The organism is Curtobacterium sp. MCBA15_016 (assembly GCF_001865105.1).
Taxonomy (GTDB): domain Bacteria; phylum Actinomycetota; class Actinomycetes; order Actinomycetales; family Microbacteriaceae; genus Curtobacterium.
This window is the reverse complement of the sequence record NZ_MJGR01000008.1, coordinates 1-14961: the sequence shown is the minus strand read 5'-3', so window position 1 is coordinate 14961 and position 14961 is coordinate 1. Positions and strand designations below refer to the sequence as shown.

Annotated in this window: 11 protein-coding genes; 10 read left to right on the top strand and 1 reads right to left on the bottom strand. The window is 71.2% G+C overall.

Annotated elements, in window-relative coordinates:
- Positions 1-65: 65 nt before the first annotated feature.
- The 6 genes from BIV03_RS03990 (at position 66) to BIV03_RS03965 (ending at position 10018) form a co-directional block, all read left to right on the top strand.
- Positions 66-2474, top strand: coding sequence for a lamin tail domain-containing protein (locus BIV03_RS03990; RefSeq protein ID WP_071294756.1), 2409 nt, complete (start codon positions 66-68; stop codon positions 2472-2474).
- Between the two features lie 119 nt (positions 2475-2593).
- Entirely contained in the window at positions 2594-3433 is an 840-nt protein-coding gene (locus tag BIV03_RS03985; protein ID WP_071294755.1) for a PhzF family phenazine biosynthesis protein, read from the top strand.
- A 121-nt stretch (positions 3434-3554) separates the two neighbouring features.
- Positions 3555-4913, top strand: a complete 1359-nt coding sequence (locus BIV03_RS03980; protein ID WP_071294754.1) for an extracellular solute-binding protein — start codon at positions 3555-3557, stop codon at positions 4911-4913.
- Positions 4914-5110: 197 nt separating this feature from the next.
- Entirely contained in the window at positions 5111-5974 is an 864-nt protein-coding gene (locus BIV03_RS03975) for a carbohydrate ABC transporter permease (protein ID WP_254790721.1), read from the top strand.
- 68 nt (positions 5975-6042) lie between these two features.
- Positions 6043-6873 (top strand): carbohydrate ABC transporter permease, encoded by an 831-nt coding sequence (locus tag BIV03_RS03970; protein WP_175475703.1) that lies wholly within the window; start codon positions 6043-6045, stop codon positions 6871-6873.
- Between the two features lie 31 nt (positions 6874-6904).
- The gene (locus BIV03_RS03965) at positions 6905-10018 is read left to right on the top strand and encodes a glycoside hydrolase family 38 C-terminal domain-containing protein (protein ID WP_071294753.1); all 3114 of its coding nucleotides are present in this window, start codon (positions 6905-6907) and stop codon (positions 10016-10018) included.
- A 94-nt stretch (positions 10019-10112) separates the two neighbouring features.
- Here BIV03_RS03965 and BIV03_RS03960 read toward each other — a convergent pair whose 3' ends face one another.
- Positions 10113-10559, bottom strand: coding sequence for a YdeI/OmpD-associated family protein (locus BIV03_RS03960; protein WP_071294752.1), 447 nt, complete (start codon positions 10557-10559; stop codon positions 10113-10115).
- Between the two features lie 219 nt (positions 10560-10778).
- Here BIV03_RS03960 and BIV03_RS03955 point away from each other — a divergent pair, with 219 nt between their 5' ends.
- From BIV03_RS03955 to BIV03_RS03940, 4 genes are read left to right on the top strand one after another with little or no spacing between them, the layout of a single operon-like run.
- On the top strand, positions 10779-11921 hold the full coding sequence (locus BIV03_RS03955) for an ABC transporter substrate-binding protein (RefSeq protein WP_071294751.1): 1143 nt from the start codon (positions 10779-10781) through the stop codon (positions 11919-11921).
- A gap of 5 nt (positions 11922-11926) precedes the next feature.
- Entirely contained in the window at positions 11927-12955 is a 1029-nt protein-coding gene (locus BIV03_RS03950) for an ABC transporter permease subunit (RefSeq protein WP_139201851.1), read from the top strand.
- Positions 12952-13869 carry an ABC transporter permease gene (locus BIV03_RS03945; RefSeq protein WP_083403188.1) on the top strand — a complete coding sequence of 306 codons (918 nt, stop codon included), beginning with the start codon at positions 12952-12954 and terminating at the stop codon, positions 13867-13869. Before BIV03_RS03950 ends, BIV03_RS03945 begins: the two co-directional genes overlap by 4 nt.
- Positions 13866-14936 (top strand): ABC transporter ATP-binding protein, encoded by a 1071-nt coding sequence (locus BIV03_RS03940; protein WP_071294750.1) that lies wholly within the window; start codon positions 13866-13868, stop codon positions 14934-14936. Before BIV03_RS03945 ends, BIV03_RS03940 begins: the two co-directional genes overlap by 4 nt.
- The last annotated feature ends 25 nt before the right edge of the window (positions 14937-14961 follow it).

The following is a 14961-nucleotide window of genomic DNA, read 5'->3' as shown; positions in this document are numbered from 1 at the left end:
CGGCCGGATGCCCGGATGCTGAACAGTCGTGCAGGTCCCCCCCGAACTCCTGAGAAGGACTCTGCATGCATCCCCGTGCTCTGCGCCTCGGCGCGTCCGTCGCCGCCGCCCTCGTCGTCGCCGCCGGCGTGCTGACGACGTCGCCCGCCTCCGCTGCCGTCGGTGACGACGACCCGTCCGTGGGCGCCGCGAGCCCGAACGGACTCGTCGTGAACGAGGTCGAGTCGAACGGCGACGACACCGACTGGGTCGAACTGCGGAACACCTCGTCGGCGGCGATCGACCTGTCCGGGTACGCGTTCCTCGACGACGACAGCTCGCACGAGGCGTACGTCCTGCCCGCCGGTTCGACCATCGCCGCCGGCGGGTACTTCGTCATCGACCAGGTGTCGGCGACCGCTCCCGGCTTCGACTTCGGGCTCGGCGGCGCCGACACCGCCAGGGTGTACGACCCGGCCGGCGACCTCGTGCTGCGGTACTCGTGGACGGCGCACGCCGCGGTGACGTACGGGCGCTGCCCGGACGGGACCGGCGCGCTCGTGGACACCACGGCGTCGACCAAGGGTGCGGCGAACGACTGCTCCTCGCCGGTGCGCATCAACGAGGTGGAGTCCGACGGTGGGAGCCCGGGCGACTGGGTCGAGCTGACGAACGTCGGGACGACCACGGTCGACCTCGGCGGGTACGTGTTCCGGGACAGCGACGACACGCACGCGTACACGATCCCGACCGGGACGACCGTCGCACCGGGTGGCTTCACCGTCCTCGACGAGCAGGACTTCGGGGTCGGGCTGGGCAAGGCGGACTCGGCGCGGGTGTTCGATCCTCGTGGCGACGTCGTCGACTCGTACACGTGGACCGCGCACGCCGCGACGACGTACGGCCGGAACCCGGACGGCACCGGCGCGTTCGCGGAGACCTCGGCGCCGACCAAGGGCACCGCGAACCGGTTCGCCGGGATCGTCACCGCCGAGGCCTGGCCCGGCGGTCCGGACGAGCGGGTGCTCGACGACGAGGACACCTTCACCGGTGACCTGAGCGGCATCGACTGGACGACGTCGGCTTCGGCTGCCGGGCAGCTCTGGGCCGTGCAGAACGGCGACGGGCTGCTCTACCACCTCGTGTCCGACGGCGAGGGCGGATGGGCGCCCTCGAACGCGGCCGGTACGGAACTGCACTACGCCGACGGCTCCGGCACCCCGGATGCCGAGGGCGTCACCGTCACGTCGGACGACCCCGGCGCGGTCTACGTCTCGACCGAGCGGAACAACGACGTGTCCTCCACGAGCCGCCCGGCCGTGCTGCGCTTCGCCACCTCCGACGGCTCCCAGTCGACGCTGGACGCCACCGACGAGTGGAACCTCTCGGCGGACTTCCCCGGGCTCGGCGCGAACGCGGGCCTCGAGGGCGTCACCTGGGTCCCGGACTCCTGGCTCACCGCGCACGGCTTCGCGGACGAGCACACCGGCGCCGCGTACACGCCGGCGACCTACACCGGACACGGCGACGGGCTGTTCTTCGTCGGCGTCGAGGGCACGGCCAGCGTGTACGCGTACGCCCTGATGTCCGACGGTGCCTTCCAGCGGGTGGCCACGATCGCGACGCCGTTCTCCGTCGTCGCGGACGTCCAGTTCGACCCGACGCTCGACGCGCTCTGGGTGGTCTGCGACGACGCGTGCTCGGGCCGGACGGCGCTGTACGAGGTGGCCGACGGAGCCTTCGCGGCGACGACCGTGTACGAGGCGCCGTCGAACGTCGACCGGACGCTGGCGAACGAGGGCTTCGCGATCTCGGGTGTCTGCACGGGTGGCTCGCGGGCGACCTTCTACGCCGACGACAACGACACGGACGGGTTCTCGCTCCGGACGGGCACCTACCCGTGCGACTCGTCGACGCCGGGCGACGGCGGGACGCCGGGCGACGGTGGCACGACGCCGACGCCGACGCCGACGCCGACGCCGACGCCGGGTGGCGGGTCGACGCCCGCCCCGGGTGACACCGCGCCGGGTGGCTCCACCCCCGGAGCGGGCGCCTCGCCCTCGGCTGCGCCCGTCGCACCGTCCGAGTCGTCCCTGACCGAGGGGAACCGCGGCACGCTCACCGCCCCGGCCACGGCGCGCCCCGGCGAGACGATCACGATCGCCGTCGGCACCCGGTACGCCGGGCAGCAGGTGCACGTCTGGATGTTCTCCACGCCGACGCTGCTCGGGACCGCCACGGTCGCGGCGGACGGCACGGTCACGGCGACCATCCCGGCCGACGCCCCCGCAGGCGAACACCGCATCGTGGTGACCGCCGAGGACGGCACGGTGCTGGGCTGGACCACGATCACGATCGACCCCGTGACCGGTGCGCTGGCGTTCACGGGTGCCGAGGGGCTCGGGGTCGGCGCCGTGGCGGCGTTCCTGCTCCTGGCCGCCGGTGCGGGCGTGCTCGTGGTCCGTCGGCGCCGGGGGATCCCCGCCTCGGAGTGATCCGGTGAGCAGGAATGGTCGGGTTCGTGATGCGGACCCGACCATTCCTGCTCACGAACGCGCGCCCGCGGGCCGCGGCGCCCGCGAGGCCCACGCGCCCGCGGCGGTACGGTCGCAGGGTGCACAACGAGATCCTCCGGTACACCGCCTTCGCCGCCGAGCCGGGCGGCGGCAACCCCGCCGGCATCGTGCTCGACGCGGCCGACCTCTCCGACGACGAGATGCTCGCGATCGCGCAGGAGGTCGGGTACCCCGAGACCGCCTTCGTCACCGGGCAGACCGCCACGGGCCCGCGCCTGCGGTACTTCTCGCCGGCGGCCGAGGTGCCGTTCTGCGGCCACGCCACGATCGCCACGGCGGTGGTGCTCGCCGAGCGCGAGGGCCTCGGGCGCCGGGTCTTCACGACCGCCGCGGGGGAGATCGCCCTCGACGCCACGACCGCTCCGGACGGCAGCGTGCAGGTCGCGATGACGAGCGTCCAGCCGGCGTCCCGGCCGCTCGACCCCGACCTCCGCGACCGCCTGTTCGCCCTGCTCGGCCTGACGGTCGACGACGTCGCGGCGGGCTTCCCGGTGCTCGAGTCCTTCGCCGGCAACTGGCACCCGGTGATCGTCCTCGCCGACGTCGAGTTGTTCCACCAGTTCCGCTTCGCCCCGGAGCCCCTCGCGGCCCTCAAGCGCGAGGCCGGCTGGGCGGGGACGGTCACGGTCCTGCACCGCACCGACGCGCTGGAGTACGAGGCGCGCAACCTCTTCCCGGCCGGCCGGATCACCGAGGACCCGGCGACCGGTTCGGCGGCGGCGTCGACCGGCGCGTACCTGCGCGAGATCGGGGCCGTGCAGCCCGGCGACCGCGTGGTGATCCGGCAGGGACGCCACGTCGGACGGCCGAGCGTGCTGCTCGTCGACGTCCCGGCGACCGGCGGCATCACGGTCACGGGCGGTGCCACTCCGGTCTGAGCCGTCCGGGAGCGTGACCGAATCGACACGCCACAGCTCTTGACACGGATAAGTCAATACGGTGGAGTAATCCTGCGCGCGGGTGACGGAGCCCGCGAACATCCCGTGCAAAGGAGCACCGATGAAACGCCGCACCCGAATCATCGCCGGACTCGCAGCCGTGGCAGTCGCCGCGGTCGGTCTGGCTGGTTGTTCCAGCTCAGGCTCTGCCTCGAGCGACACCATCAAGATCGCGTACCAGAAGTTCGGTGCCTTCCAGCAGCTCGACGCCCAGATGAAGGTCGTCAAGAAGGAGTACGAGAAGGAGAACCCGGGCAAGAAGGTCGAACTCGTGCCGATCCAGGCGCAGGAGAACGACTACTACACGAAGCTCGCGCTCATGAACAAGGCGCCGGCGACCGCGCCGGACGTCATGTACGAGGACACCTTCCTCATCAAGGCCGACGCACAGGCCGGCTACCTCCTGCCGCTCGACAAGTACACGGCGAAGTGGAAGGACTGGAGCCAGTTCTACGACAACGCCAAGCAGGCCGGTGAAGGCGTCGACGGCAAGACCTACGGCATCCCGATGGGCACCGACACCCGGGCCCTCTGGTACAACAAGGACATCTTCAAGAAGGTCGGCCTGCCCGTCCCGTGGCAGCCGAAGACCTGGGACGACGTCCTCGCGGCCGCGAAGACCATCAAGGAGAAGGACCCGGGCGTCATCCCGTTCAACGTCTACTCCGGCAAGCCCCAGGGCGAGGCGTCGACGATGCAGGGCTTCGAGATGCTCCTGTACGGCGCGGACGGCTCCGGCAACACGCTCTACAAGGACAAGAAGTGGGTCACCGGCTCGAAGCAGTTCGAGGACTCGCTGCAGTTCATCAAGGACGTCTACCAGGGCGGCCTCGGCCCGACACCGCAGCAGGCACTCGACAGCCAGGTCGGCACGACGATCGCGCAGACGTGGCTCCCCAAGGGCCAGCTCGCGATCGACCTCGACGGGTCGTGGCAGTCGGGGACGTGGCTGAAGTCCGGCACCGCGCCGTGGCCCGAGTGGTCGGACGTGATGGGCCAGGCGCCGATGCCGACGCAGAACGGCCAGGAGCCGGGCTACAACTCGATGTCCGGTGGCTGGACCCTCGCGGTCGGCAAGAACTCGAAGAACCCGCAGGCCGCGTTCGACTTCATCTCGACCTTCCTCAACCAGAAGGGCTCGCTGAAGTACGACATCGAGAACAGCCAGATCGCCGTCCGCAAGGACGTCGCCGAGGACCCGACGTACGACGCGTCCAACCCGACGTTCAAGTTCTTCTCCGGGCTCGTGGAGCACACGAACTTCCGCCCGGCGACGAGTGAGTACTCCCAGGTGTCCAATGCCATCCAGGTGGCGATGGAGTCGGTCATGACCGGGCAGCAGACACCGAAGCAGGCGGCCGCCGCGTACGACAAGTCCGTCGAACAGGTGGTCGGCAAGGACAACATCGTCTCCGGCTGACGGGACGGCACCACCTGACGGACTGGAGGCGCGGCTCGCGTCGTGCGCCGCGCCTCCAGTCCGACCCCACCCACCTTCGGAACCCCCTCCGCACCCGGAAGGCAACCACTGTGTCCAGCACCCCCCTCGCGCCGACGTTGTCGGCGCCCGGTGCGCCGAAGCGCACCGATCCGCCGGTCCCGCGCAAGCGGAAGCCGCTGCGGAACGTGGGACGAGCGGTCCCGCTCCTCCCCGCCGTCGTCCTGCTCGTCATCTTCCTGCTCGGCCCGGTCATCTCGTCGTTCTACGGGTCGTTCACCAACTCGGCGCTGACCGGGGTCGGCGCCGCCGACCAGCAGTTCGTCGGCCTGAAGAACTACGTCGAGCTGTTCCAGGACCCGGACTTCCCGAAGTCCGTCATCCTCACCATCGTCTTCCTGCTCGCCTCGGCCGTGGTCGGGCAGAACGTGCTCGGCCTCGCGCTGGCGCTCCTCATGCGCAGTGCCCACAAGGTCGTCCGCGCCGTCGTCGGCACGTTCGTCGTCGCCGCGTGGGTGCTGCCCGAGATCGTGGCGTCGTTCGCGGCCTACGCGTTCTTCAACGACAAGGGGACGCTCAACGAGTTCCTCGCGTCGATCGGCATCACCGGGCCGAACTGGCTCTACACGTACCCGATGCTCGCCGTCATCCTCGCGAACATCTGGCGCGGCACCGCGTTCTCGATGCTCGTGTACTCCGCCGCCGTGCAGGAGGTCCCCGAGGAGATCACCGAGTCCGCCGAGGTCGACGGCGCCACCGGGTGGCAGCGCCTCGTCTACATCACCCTGCCGGTCATCCGTCGGTCGATCTCGACGAACCTCATGCTGACGACGCTGCAGACCCTGTCGGTGTTCACCCTCATCTACGTGATGACCGCCGGCGGCCCCGGGACGGACTCGTCCACGCTGCCGATCCTCGCCTACCAAGAGGCGTTCAAGTTCTCGCAGCTCGGCTTCGGGACGGCGATCGCCACGATCCTGCTCGTGGTCGGCGCGGTGTTCTCGATCATCTACATCAAGGCACTGAAGCCGGAGGTGGACTGATGGCCATCACAGCCCCGTCCCTCGACCAGACCACCACCCGTTCGGTGACCGCCCCGGGCTCGCTGCACATGACCTCCCCGCGGGGTCGGACCATGCGCTGGGTGTCGAACATCGTGCTGCTCGTCATCGCGGTGTGCTTCGCGGTGCCGTTGCTCTGGCTCGTGCTCGCCTCGGTCGACCCCGACGCGTCCCTGTCGGTGAAGGTGCCGTCGCAGTTCACGCTCGACAACTTCACGAAGGTCCTCACGCCGGAGCTGTCGTTCATCCCGCTCGCGAACAGCCTGCTCATCTCCGGCGGCACGGCGCTCGTCACCGTGGTGTTCGCACTGCTCGCCGCGTACCCGCTGTCCCGCTACAAGATGCGCGTCAACAAGCCCTTCCTGTACGGGATCCTGTTCGGCACCGGCCTGCCGATCACCGCCATGATGGTGCCGGTCTACGCGTTGTTCGTGTCGCTCAACCTCATCGACAACGTGTGGGGCTGCATCTTCTTCCTCGCCGCCACCTCGCTGCCGATGGCGATCTGGATGGCGAAGAACTTCATGGACTCGGTGCCGATCTCCCTCGAGGAAGCGGCGTGGACCGACGGCGCCTCGATGATGACGACGCTGACGCGCATCGTGATCCCGCTCATGCGCCCGGGCATCGCCGTGGTGTTCATCTTCGTGTTCATCCAGGCGTGGGGGAACTTCTTCGTCCCCTTCGTCCTGCTGCTCTCGCCCGACAAGGTGCCCGCCGCGGTGAGCATCTTCAACTTCTTCGGGCAGTACGGGGCGGTGGCGTACGGGCAGCTCGCGGCCTTCTCGATCATCTACTCCGTGCCCGTCATCGCCCTCTACGTGCTCGTGTCCCGGGGCCTCGGCGGCGGCAACGCCCTCGCCGGTGGCATCAAGGGCTGACACCCGTCCCTGCTGGAAAGGAACCACCTCCATGCACCACGACGAACCCCTCGTCGAAGCCCGTATCGCCCGGCTCGTCCGGGACCGCATCGACCCCGCCGTCCTGCGCCGGTCCGCACCGGTGGAGATCGCCGCCTGGACCGTGCCGGACGAACCGGTCCCGTTCGACGTCGCGGTCGCGGCCGACTACGAGCCGTTCACGGTGGGCGGCTCCTGGGGCGGCCGACCGTGGGGGACCACGTGGTTCCGGATCCGCGGCACCGTGCCCGAGGACTTCGGGACGGCGCCGGGCACCACGGCGGAGCTCCGGGTCGACCTCGGCTTCACGAAGCGCCACCCCGGGTTCCAGGCCGAGGGGCTCGCGTGGCGACCGGACGGCACGACGGTCAAGGGCATCGAGCCGAAGAACGACACCGTCCCGCTCGAGGTCGGTCCCGGTGAGTCCTTCGAGCTCTACGTCGAGGCCGCGGCGAACCCGGACATCGGCGGCGACTCGTTCCAGGGGGCGACCCCGCTCGGGTCGCGCTCGACGGCCGGGACGAAGCCGATCTACAAGGTGAAGGCGCTCGAGATCGTCGAGCGGGACGACACCGTGTGGGAGCTCCAGCAGGACTTCTGGGTCCTCCGGGGCCTGATGGCCGAGCTGCCCACCGACGGCACCCGCGGCGCGGACGTCCTGCGCGTGCTCGAGCGCGCCGCCGACGCCCTCGACCCGGACGACGTCGCCGGGACGGCCGCCGACGCACGAGCGGTCCTCGCGCCCGTCCTCGCCGTGCCGGCCAGCGCCGCCGCGCACCGGGCGATCGCCGTCGGCCACGCGCACATCGACTCGGCGTGGCTCTGGCCGGTGCGCGAGACCGTCCGGAAGTGCGCCCGCACCTTCTCGAACGTGCTCGACCTGATGGACCGCGACCCCGACTTCACGTTCGCCTGCTCCTCGGCGCAGCAGTACGCCTGGATCCGGGACGGCTACCCGTCCATCTGGGCCCGCATCAAGCAACGGGTCGCCGAGGGCCGGTGGATCCCGGTCGGCGGCATGTGGGTCGAGTCGGACACGAACCTCCCCGGCGGCGAGGCCCTCGCGCGGCAGTTCGTCGCCGGCAAGCGGTTCTTCCTCGAGGAGTTCGGCATCGACACCCCCGAGGCGTGGCTCCCGGACTCGTTCGGGTACTCCGGAGCCCTGCCGCAGATCGTCCGCGCCGCCGGCTCGAAGTGGTTCGTCACGCAGAAGCCCTCGTGGAACGAGACGAACGTCATCCCGCACACCTCGTTCCACTGGGAGGGCATCGACGGCTCCCGGGTCCTCACGCACCTGCCCCCGGCGGACACCTACAACTCGGACGTCTCACCCGCCGACCTGCACCGCGGCGAACGGCAGAACAAGGAGCGCGGCGTCGCGAACACCTCGATGCTGCTCTACGGCTTCGGCGACGGCGGCGGCGGACCCACCCGCGAGATGGTCGCCGCTGCCCGACGCCAGCACGACCTGGACGGGTCTCCCCGGGTCGACCTCGGCACCCCGGCGCAGGTCTTCGAGGAGATCGAGGCCGCACTGCCGACGCCGGCGGTGTGGTCGGGCGAGATGTACCTCGAGTTCCACCGCGGCACGTACACGTCCCAGATCCGGACGAAGCAGGGCAACCGTCGCTCCGAGCACCTGCTCCGCGAGGCCGAGCTCTGGGCGTCCACCGCTGCCGTCCGACTCGGGCTCGACTACCCGTACGAGGAGCTCGAGCAGGCCTGGCACACCGTGCTCCTGCAGCAGTTCCACGACATCCTGCCCGGCTCCTCGATCGCCTGGGTCTACGAGAACGCCGAGGCGAACTACGCCGAGGTCGCCCGGGTGCTCGAGGGCCTGATCGGCAACGCCACGACGGCGCTCGCGAACGGCGGTGCCGCGGCGCTCGCCGGGGTCGGGGCGTCGTCCACCGCCCGGTCCGGCGGTGGCAGCGCCCTGCTGGACGCACCGTCGGGGGCGGACGCCGCCGGCGGCAGCGGCTCGACCGGGAACGTCGTGCGCTTCAACGCCTCGCCGGTCGCGGCGGGAGACGCAACCGCCCTGGGTGGTTCGCTGGGCGACGAACCGCGAGCCGTGCCTCCCGTCCGGAACGGCGACCGCTTCGTGTTCGACACCGGCGTCGTCACGGCGACCATCGACGCGGCCGGTCACGTCGTGTCGCTCGTCGATCACGCGTCCGGACGCGACGCCGTCGCCCCGGGTGCGGCCGCCGCGGAGTACACCGTGTTCCGCGACACCCCGAACCAGTGGGAGGCGTGGGACATCGACCGCGCCTACCAGCGCAGCGGCACGGTGCTGGAGGCGTCCTCGGTCGAGGTGTCCGGCGACGAACTCGTCGTGTCGCGGTCCTTCGGGTCCTCGACCCTGACGACTCGGTACTCCGCCGTCGCCGGCCAGTCCGAGCTGACGATCGTGACCGAGGTCGACTGGCACGAGCGCCAGAAGCTCCTCAAGCTCGCGTTCCCCCTCGACGTCCGCGCGGCGTCGGCGTCGAGCGAGATCCAGTTCGGCCACATCGACCGGCCGACCCACCAGAACACCTCGTGGGACATGGCCCGCTTCGAGACCAGCGCCCACCGCTGGGTGCACGTCGCCGAGCCCGGGTTCGGCGTCGCCGTCGCCAACGACTCCACCTACGGACACGACATCACCCGGAGCACCCGGGCCGACGGCGGCACCACGACGCTCGTCCGGGAGTCGCTGCTGCGGGCCCCGACGTTCCCGGACCCGCACGCCGACCAGGGGCACCACGTGTTCCGGACGGTGCTGCGGGTGGGCGCCTCGGTGCTCGACGCCGCCGATGCCGGGTACCGGCTCAACCTTCCGGTGCGCACGGTGGAGGGGACGACCACGGTCGACCCGCTCGTCACGGTGTCGTCGCCGCAGGTGTTCGTCGAGGCGGTGAAGCTCGCCGAGGACCGCTCCGGCGACGTCGTCGTGCGGCTCTACGAGGCGTCGGGCGGTCGCGCGGCCGACGTCGGCGTCGACTTCGGGTTCGACGTCGCCGGGGTGGCGGCGGTGGACCTGCTGGAACGCCCGCTGGGGGACTCGTGGGAGTCGGGGGAGCCGGTCGTGCTCACGCTCCGGCCCTTCGAGATCGTGACCCTCCGGGTGCGTCGGGCCTGAGGCAGCGGGCTCGCGCGCGAAGGACCGCGGCGCCGGACGGGACACGGGTGCGTTCCGTCCGGCGCCGTGCTGCGTCCGGGAGGCGCGGGTCGCCTCAGTGCGTCGAGGAGCGCAGGGACTCGACGGCCTTGTCGATGCGGCGCTGCCGGGTCTCCGGGGACTTCGCCTGCACGACCGGGTCGGCGAGGGCCCGCTGCCGCGAGTTCGACAGCGTGTCGAAGGCCGCACGGACCCCGGCCTCCTGCAGCGCCGATGCGAGGTCCTCCGGCAGGTCGACGACGCGGGGCAGCGTGTCGACCTCGATCGTGACCTCGACGGTGTCGCCGGCCGCGAGCCCGGAGGCGGCACGGTGCTCCGCCGACAGCGGGACGAGCGACTGCTCGTTCATCACGCCGATCGACGACCGGTACGTGTAGGCGCCGTTCAGGGTGACGACCACGGGCGGGCGGCGCCCCGCGCCCAGCGCGTCGACGACGTCGGACGGGACCGGCAGGCCGGTGGCCGTCTTCCGCGCCTGCAGGACGGTCGTCGTGAACTGCATCCGTGCCTCCTGGACTGGACCGTGCTGACCCGGCCGGCCCGATGCGGGCCGACGCCGGTGCCGGCGCCTGTGCCGACAAGCGAAACCGTACAGGCGAACCCGCTGTTCCGCCGCCGTTCACCGCCGCAGCACTGGCCGGAAACCGGACGCGTCCACGATCGTCCAGGACCCGGACCCCGGTCCACCCCGACGCACCACAGCACCCGAAAGGCACACCCCGTGCAGCACAAGCGCACCCTCGCCGGCATCGCCCTGGCCGCCGCCGCCATCGTCACCCTCGCCGGCTGTTCGGCCACGAGCTCCGCCAGCACGACCAAGGACGACACCGACTGGAAGACCGCCACGAGCGCCGAGTCCGCCGGTGGCATGGACGCCCTCGTGAAGGCCGCCAAGGCGGAGGGGCAGCTCAACGTCATCGCGCTGCCGCCGTCGTGGGCCAACTACGGCAAGATCATCGACGGCTTCACCAAGAAGTACGGCATCAAGATCACCTCCGCGAACCCGAACGGCTCGAGCGCCGACGAGGTCGCCGCGGTGAAGTCGCAGAAGGGCCAGTCGACGGCACCGGACGTGCTCGACCTCGGCAACGCCGTGCTGCAGCAGAACCTCGACCTGCTGACGGACTACAAGGTCGCGAACTGGAGCGACATCCCCTCGGACCTGAAGGACTCCGACGGCGCCTGGACCCGCGACTACACGGGCCTGATGTCGATCGGCTACGACTCGTCGAAGATCACGGACGCCCCGAAGGACCTGGACGACCTGCTCGGCTCCGAGTACAAGGGCAAGGTCTCGATCGCGGGCGACCCGACCCAGGCGAACCAGGCCGCTTCGGCGGTGTACCTCGCGGCGCTCGAGAACGGCGGTTCGGCCGACGACATCACGAAGGGCGTCGACTACTTCGGCAAGCTGAAGCAGGCGGGCAACTTCCAGAACGTGCTGCCGTCGCAGGCGACCGTCGCCTCGGGTGAGACGCCCGTCGTGATCCAGTGGTCCTACAACAACCTGGCGTGGGGCCCGGCGGCCGGCGCGAGCGGGAACAAGAACTGGAAGACCGTCGTCCCCGAGGGCCAGGCGCTCGGCTCGTACTACTCGCAGGCGATCAACAAGGACGCCCCGCACCCCGCGGCGGCGCGCCTCTGGCAGGAGTACATCGCCAGCCCGGACGTGCAGAACCTGTACCTCCAGGCCGGCGCCTTCCCGTCCACCCTCGCCGCGCTCGAGAAGTCGGGCAAGGTCGACCAGGACGCCCTCGACGCCGCCGGTGGCGCGCCGAAGGACTACGTCGAACTGACCGACGAGCAGGTCACCGCCGCGGCGAAGGTGCTGTCGGCGAAGTGGGCCTCGACGATGGGCTCCTGAACAGCATGACCACCGCATCGGCACCGGGGGTGCCCGCCCCCGCGGCGGGCACGACCGCATCGGCACCGGGGGTGCCCGCCCCCGCGGCGGGCACCACCGCATCGGCACCGGTCGCCGGGGCGACGCTCGTCACGAGCGAGCAGCCGGCCGGTGCCACCGCCCGCCGCGTCGCCGGACCCCGTGTCCGGCGCCGCGGCGGCATCGCGTGGCTCGGCCTCACCCCGTTCGCCGCCTACGTCCTGCTGTTCCTGGCCGTCCCCGCGGTGGTCGCGATCGGCAGCGGCTTCTTCACGAGCGACGGCGCGTTCACGTTCGCCAACCTCGCCGCGTTCGCCGACCCGTCGGTCATCCGTGCCTTCGGCGGCTCGTTCGCCCTGTCGGCCGTGTCCGCCGTGATCGGTGCCGTCGTCGGGGCGATCGTGTGCTGGGCGCTCGCCGCGCTCCGTCCCGACGGGCTCGTCCGGTCCGTGATCGACTCCGCCGCGAGCGTCCTCGCCCAGTTCGGCGGCGTCATGCTCGCGTTCGCGTTCATCGCCACGATCGGCGCGCAGGGCCTCGTCACGACGTGGTTGGTGTCCGTCTTCCACATCGACCTCAACGCCGAGGGCACCTTCCTCTACACGGTCCCCGGGCTCGTCATCCCCTACGTCTACTTCCAGGTGCCGCTGATGGTCCTCACGTTCATGCCCGCACTCGAGGGCGTCAAGACCCAGTGGGGTGAAGCCGCCGCCACCCTCGGCGCCTCCCGCGCGACGTACTGGCGCCGCATCGGCCTGCCCGTGCTCGCGCCGGCGTTCTGGGGATCGCTGCTGCTCCTCTTCGCGAACGGGTTCTCGTCGTTCGCCACCGCGGCGGCCCTGATCTCCCAGGGCGGGATCGTGCCGCTCACCATCCGTACGCAGCTCACGAGCGAGACGATCATCGGGCTGCAGAACGTCGCCGGTGTGCTCGCCTTCGGCATGGTCGTCGTGATGGCGGTCGTGATGGGCGCGTACTCGCTGCTGCAGCGTCGGGCATCGAGGTGGCAGCGATGAGCGCGGCTGCCCCGGTGCGTCCGTCGCGCGGGTCGGGTGAGTCGCGCCCGTCGCGCCCGTCGCGCCCGTCGTCCCGTCGTCGGCCAGGAGGCGCGGCTCGCCCCGGCCGCTTCGGCGCGGCCCCGTCACGGGTCACCGCCGCGATCGTGCTCGTCGTGGTCGGCCTCGTGTTCGCCGTGCCGCTCGTCGCCCTCGCGCAGTTCACCTTCCGCCAGGGGACGGACGGCAGCCTGACGCTCGCGCACTACGGCGCACTCGTCGACCCGGTGAACGCCGCGACCTACCAGCCGGTGTTCGACGGCCTCGGGGCATCCCTGCTCATCGCGCTCATCACCGTGGGGATCGTGCTGCTCGTCCTGCTGCCGGCCCAGATCATCACGGCCCTGCGGTACCCGCGGCTCCGTCGGGTCCTCGAGTTCGTGTGCATCGTGCCGATCACCGTCCCCGTGGTCGTCCTCGTCGTCGGGTTCATCCCCGTGTACCAGGTCGTCGCCCAGGTCTTCGGCTCGGGCGCGTGGACCCTGTCGTTCGCGATCGGCATCGTCTCGCTGCCCTTCGCGTTCCGACCGATCGCCGCGTCCATCACCGCGATGGACATGGCCGTGCTCTCCGAGGCCGCCCGGTCGCTCGGCGCGTCGTGGTGGACCGTCACGTGGCGGGTGCTCCTGCCGAACCTCCGCCGCGGCATCACCGCCGCCTGCTTCCTGACCATCACGGTCGTCCTCGGCGAGTACACCCTCGCCTCGTTCCTCTCCCGCACGACGTTCCAGACGGCGCTCCTGCTCGTGCAGTCGACCGACCCCTACGTCGCCGCGATCTTCTCGCTGGGCGCACTCGTCTTCGGATTCGTGCTGCTCGTCGTCATCGGCCGGGTCGGCTCCCGCCGTCGCCGTGCCCCGAAGGAGTCCGCATGACCGTCACCGCCCCCGCCGCCCCGGCATCGCTCGCCACCGACGGCGCGACCGTCGAGCTGCACGGCGTCGAGAAGCACTACGGCGCGCACCGTGCCCTCGCCGGCCTGTCGCTCCGCATCGAGCCCGGCGAGTTCGTGTCGCTGCTCGGGCCCTCGGGCTGCGGCAAGACGACCGCGCTCCGGGCGCTCGCCGGCCTCGAGGCCATCGACGCCGGCTCCATCCGCATCGACGGCGTCGACGTCGCGGGCACCCCGGTGGACAAGCGGGACATCGGCATGGTGTTCCAGCAGTACTCGCTGTTCCCGCACATGACCGTGCGGCAGAACGTCGCGTTCGGTCTGGAGATGCGCCGGGTCCCCGCCGCCGCGCGCCGCGAGCAGGTCATCGACGCGCTCGACATGGTGCACCTCGCCGAGTTCGCCGACCGCTACCCGCACCAGCTCTCCGGCGGCCAGCAGCAGCGCGTCGCCCTCGCCCGGGCACTGGTCACCCGCCCCCGTGTGCTCCTGCTCGACGAGCCGCTGTCCGCGCTCGACGCCAAGGTGCGGGTGACCCTGCGCGACGAGATCCGCCGCATCCAGAGCGACCTCGGCATCACGACCGTGTTCGTCACCCACGACCAGGAGGAGGCGCTCGCCGTCTCGGACCGCATCGCGGTGATGAACGCCGGCGACATCGAGCAGATCGGCACGCCCGAGGAGCTCTACCGGTCCCCGTCCTCGGCGTTCACGGCGGACTTCGTCGGGCAGTCGAACCGGCTCCGCGGGGACCTGCGTGGCGGCGACGTGTTCGTCTACGGGTTCAGCGTCCCGGCGCTCGACGCCTCGGTGCCGGACGGCCCGGTGCTCGCCTACGTCCGCCCGGAGGACGTCGCCTTCGCCTCGGAGGGCGTCACCGGCACGGTCGTGGCCTCGAGCTTCCTCGGGTCGATCCGGCGCACCACGGTCCGGCTCGACGACGACACCGTGGTGACGGTGCAGCACGAGGTCGGCGACCGTCGTGCGGCCGGCGAGGCCGTCGCCGTGCGCCTGCTCGGCGCGCCCGTGGCGGTCGCCCCGCTCGCGTAGCCGCGATCTGACGGACGGGAGGCGC